This window comes from uncultured Methanobrevibacter sp., from assembly GCF_937906425.1.
Taxonomy (GTDB): Archaea; Methanobacteriota; Methanobacteria; order Methanobacteriales; family Methanobacteriaceae; genus Methanobrevibacter.
Genome location: NZ_CALCYR010000068.1, coordinates 1 through 4,457 on the forward strand (window position 1 = coordinate 1; position 4,457 = coordinate 4,457).

Annotated in this window: 3 protein-coding genes; 2 read left to right on the forward strand and 1 reads right to left on the reverse strand. The window is 32.8% G+C overall.

Annotation, left to right across the window (positions count from 1 at the left end):
• Positions 1–105: 105 nt before the first annotated feature.
• A complete protein-coding gene (locus Q0138_RS01870) occupies positions 106–945 on the forward strand; it encodes a fumarate hydratase (protein WP_297980123.1) in 840 nt (279 codons plus the stop codon).
• A 133-nt stretch (positions 946–1,078) separates the two neighbouring features.
• Entirely contained in the window at positions 1,079–2,671 is a 1,593-nt protein-coding gene (locus tag Q0138_RS01875) for a dihydropteroate synthase-like protein (RefSeq protein WP_297980125.1), read from the forward strand.
• A 288-nt stretch (positions 2,672–2,959) separates the two neighbouring features.
• Here Q0138_RS01875 and Q0138_RS01880 read toward each other — a convergent pair whose 3' ends face one another.
• On the reverse strand, positions 2,960–4,120 hold the full coding sequence (locus tag Q0138_RS01880) for an MFS transporter (protein ID WP_297980127.1): 1,161 nt from the start codon (positions 4,118–4,120) through the stop codon (positions 2,960–2,962).
• Positions 4,121–4,457: the final 337 nt, after the last annotated feature.

A 4,457-nucleotide genomic window follows, 5' to 3' on the forward strand; every position in this document is an offset into this window, starting at 1 on the left:
CTCTTTCCCTACACACGCTCTTCCGATCTCCCAATCCCCAATCCCCAATCCCCAATCCCCACATAAAAATTATTTTAACCATTAAAATAATTTTTATGTGGTTTTATGATTAGTGAAAAACAAATTGAAGATGCCATTTACCAAATTTATAAAAAGGCTGCAATCCATCTTGGTGAAGATGTTAAATCTGCACTTGAAGATGCTCTTATTCGAGAGGATAGTGATCTTGGACAACTAAATATTAGGGCTATCTTAAAGAATATTGAACTTGCAGAAAAAAACTCTATTCCGATGTGCCAAGATACAGGTCTTCCCATAGTTTTTGTAAAACTTGGTAATGTTGAAGTGGAAAATCTTTATGAAGGGATTAGGAAGGGAGTTGCAAAGGCTACCTCAGAGGTTCCATTAAGACCAAATGTGGTTGATCCAATCACCCGTAAGAATTCAGGAAATGTAGGAGACAGGATTCCTATCATAGACATTGAATTGGTTGAGGGAAATTACATAGAATTTACAATTATGCCAAAAGGATTCGGCAGCGAAAACAACAATGGCCTTAAGATGGCTCTTCCTGCTGAAGGAATTGAGGGAGTGAAGGATTTTGTTGTAGAAACTGCACTTAAGGCAGGAGGAAAGCCTTGCCCTCCAATCGTTGTAGGTGTTGGAATAGGCGGAAGTTCTGATATGGCATTGAAATTAGGTAAAAAGGCTCTTCTTGGAAAGGTGGGAGAGCGTAATCCAGACCCAACAATTGCTGAGATGGAAATTGAATGTCTTGAGCGTATTAATAAGGATGGAAAAGGTCCTATGGGTCTTGGAGGCAGAACAACTGCACTTGATGTTAAGATTCTAAAGATGGACACTCACACTGCAGGGCTTCCTGTGGGAGTTGTAATTCAATGTTGGGCGGACAGACATGCAACAATACGCCTCGAGGATGATTAAAGCTTAATAATTTTATTTTTATTTAAAATTTGATAATTTTTAGTTTTTTTAATTTATAATTATTTTTTTTTTTTTAAATTGGAAATGATTATTGTTTATTTTTTTAAATAATTTTATTTTAGTGGGGATTTTTATGATACTTATTATAACAGGGCATTTGGCTTATCCATTGGTAGCGGAAATGGCTGAAAAGTCATCTAAGGAAACTGTAGTGCATATTGCGGAAACTCAGGTTGCCGCTTTTTTAACTCCTAATCAAATAATCAAAGAGATTAAGGAGCACTTTGGAGATCGCTTGGATGATATTGAATTAATATTGGTTCCCGGTTTAATAAGAAAAGACACTTTCTTAATTGCTGAAGAGTTTGGCATTCCTTGCTATAAGTCTTCTACAGATGCAGCGGATTTGGCAATGGTTTTGGATTTGGTTGATGACTTGGAACTTTCCCAATCCACACCTGCTGATAAGCTAATCATTGAAGAGAAAAAGAAACAGGCTTTAAAATTCATTGAAGACTTTGAAAATGACATTGAAAAAAGGGATGAATTGCTTAAGAAGGAGAATAACATTCTTGTTAGAAACCTTCCTGTAGGTGAGGATTTCCCTATGAGGGTCTTGTCTGAAATTGCAAGCGCTCCAATATTGTCAAAAGAGGACTTGATTAAAAAGGCAGAGTTTTTCGTCGCTTCAGGTTCTGACATGATTGACATTGGCATGATTGCAGGTGAAGACAGGTCAGACCAGATTCCTGATTTGATTGACACATTAAGGCCAATTGTTGGAGATAGGCCTTTAAGTATAGATACCTTAAACCCTAAGGAAATTGCAGCTGCTGTAAATCATGGAATAGATATGGTTTTAAGTTTGGATAATGGTAATTTCGATGAGGTTTTGCCATTGTTAAAGGAGAAAAATGTTCCTGCAGTATTGCTTCCGACCAATTTTTCAGAAGGCTTTGTACCTCATAGCCCTGCTGAAAGGGTTGAATCAATGGAAAAGTTGGTTAAATCCTGTGAAGGTCTTGATGTGGTTTGTGACTTGATTTTGGATCCTGTTAACAGTGCAAGTATTGTTGATTCAATCATTGCTTTCCATGATTTCCACGAGATAGATAAAAAACCTATGTTTTTCGGTATAGGGAATGTGATTGAACTTATGGACACAGATTCTGTTGGTGCAAATGCACTTCTTGCAGGCATAGCTATGGAATTAGGTGCAAGCATATTGTTTACTCCTGAAGAAAGTGGTAAGACCTATGGCAGTGTAAGGGAATTGGCTGTTGCTTCAAAGATGATGTTTTTGGCAAAGAACAGACAATCCATACCTAAGGATTTAGGTATTGACTTGCTTGTATTCAAGGATAAGAAGAAAAGAATTGACTTAAAGAATATTGATTATGATGTTCCTACCAAGAAACAGATTGAGCCTATGAAGTTTGTTAGGGATAAGGCAGGAAGCTTTAAAATAAGGGTTGATTATGGAATAAGTGTTCATGATTCCAAGCTTGTTGTTACTCATTTCAAAAAGAATGAGGCAGATTTGACTTTTGAAGGAAAAACTGCTAAGGAAATCTATGAAGAGATTATAAAAGAAGGGCTTGTTACAAGAATGGAACATGCTGCATATCTTGGAAGCGAGCTTCAAAAAGCTGAGATAGCTATGTTAACTGGAAAAGAATATGTTCAGGACTTTGAATTATTTAAAGACCCTGAAGAGTTTATTTAAATCGGTTAAATCGGTTAAATTGGTTAAATTGGTTAAATCGGTTAAATCGGTTAAATCATTTTAATCATTTTAATCATTTTAATCATTTTAATCAGTTAAATTGCTTAAAATCAGTTTTTAATCAGTTTTAATCTCATTTTTAGTTTTTTCTTAATCAGTTTTTTAATTTTTTCTTTTTTATTTCTTTTTATTTAATTCAATTTAAGCTGTTTTTATTATTTTTAATAATTTTAATTATTTTTTTCACTGAATTTAATTGAATTTTATTTCTATTTTTTAAAAACATATTTAACTGTATTTTAAATTTATTTTTAATATGTATATTGAATAGAACAGGATTATTAATGCTAAAATGAGGAAAAGAGTTCCGCTAGTGAATATGCTCATTACGCCATAGTCATTTACTAAAAAACCACCTATAGCTGTTCCAAGAGCTATTCCTCCATTTAAAACGCTTAAAAATATTCCATTTGCAAGTTCGGGACTATCTTCCAGAACTGAATTTTCAATATATTGTATAAGATTGTATCCCATTCCGTCTAGGATTCCAAATATTAAGAAGAATATTAGGACTGGAATCATATAATATGCAGAGAAATACAGTGCCGCAAATGTTAATGCACACACTATTTGGAAAATTATCAATGTTTCCTTGTCTTTTTTGTAAATCAGTTTTCCTCCAAGCCAGGTTCCGAATATTGAGAATATTCCATAAATCAATAGGAAAATGCTTAATTTATAGGTGTATATGTGGGTTACAGTCTGTAAAAAGTAAGGCATGTAGTTATAGACAATACTTGCACCTATAGGCATCATAATTATTCCTATGGTGGCAACTACAAAGTCCTTGGACTTTAAACTAGTTGAAGAGGTCTCATAAGTTTTGGATTTTCCGGGAATTTTTGGGAAAAAGATCAATATCAATATTAATGTAATTAAATTGAAAAGGAAAATCCAAGCCATGGCTATTTGATATCCGAATCTGGTTCCAAAAAATGTTGTGATAGGCAATCCCACTATGCTTCCAATTGAAATTCCCAATAATATTTTGGTAATGTAGTCCTGCTTCTGTCCTTCAGGAGCTATCTCTTCACAAACGGTTAATGCAATGGATGTAAATGCAGGATAGAAGATAGCTGAAAGTATTCTAAAGAATGAGGCAATATACAGGTTTCTTGTAAATATTATTATAAAATTAGATATTGCAAATATGCCTAAAATGCTAAGGAATGTTTTCTTCCTTTCAAATTTGGAAAATAAGCTTGGGATGAATAATCCGCATATTGCTATTGTGAATGTAAAGGAACTAACAAATAATCCAGAAATGGCAATTGAAGTGTTAAAATACTCTGAAATTTGAGAGATTATTCCCACGATGCTTAAGGGGGTGTTTATTCCCATTACGGATATTGTTAGAATGAAAAGAAGTATCTTAGAGTCTGTTTTCATATTTTTTCCTTGCTTCGTTTATTTGTACATTGTACAAAGACAAATGCCTCCAAATAGGAGAATAATGATAAAAAATAATGCAATTAATTGTTTAGCCTTCATTTTTATCACTTTCTCTAATTTTTCAGATAAAAGAATTATCTGATTGTTTTGCGTGTTTATCCGTTTATAGATCTTAATATCTTTTGCCTTGTATTGTTTTAATTATATAAAACAATAAATTATTTATATAATTTAAACATATTTATTAATGAATAGTATTATAATTATTATATTGCTTAAAGTAAATAATATTTTTTACTATTATTCACTTTCAATTATTTAATTTATTTTAATT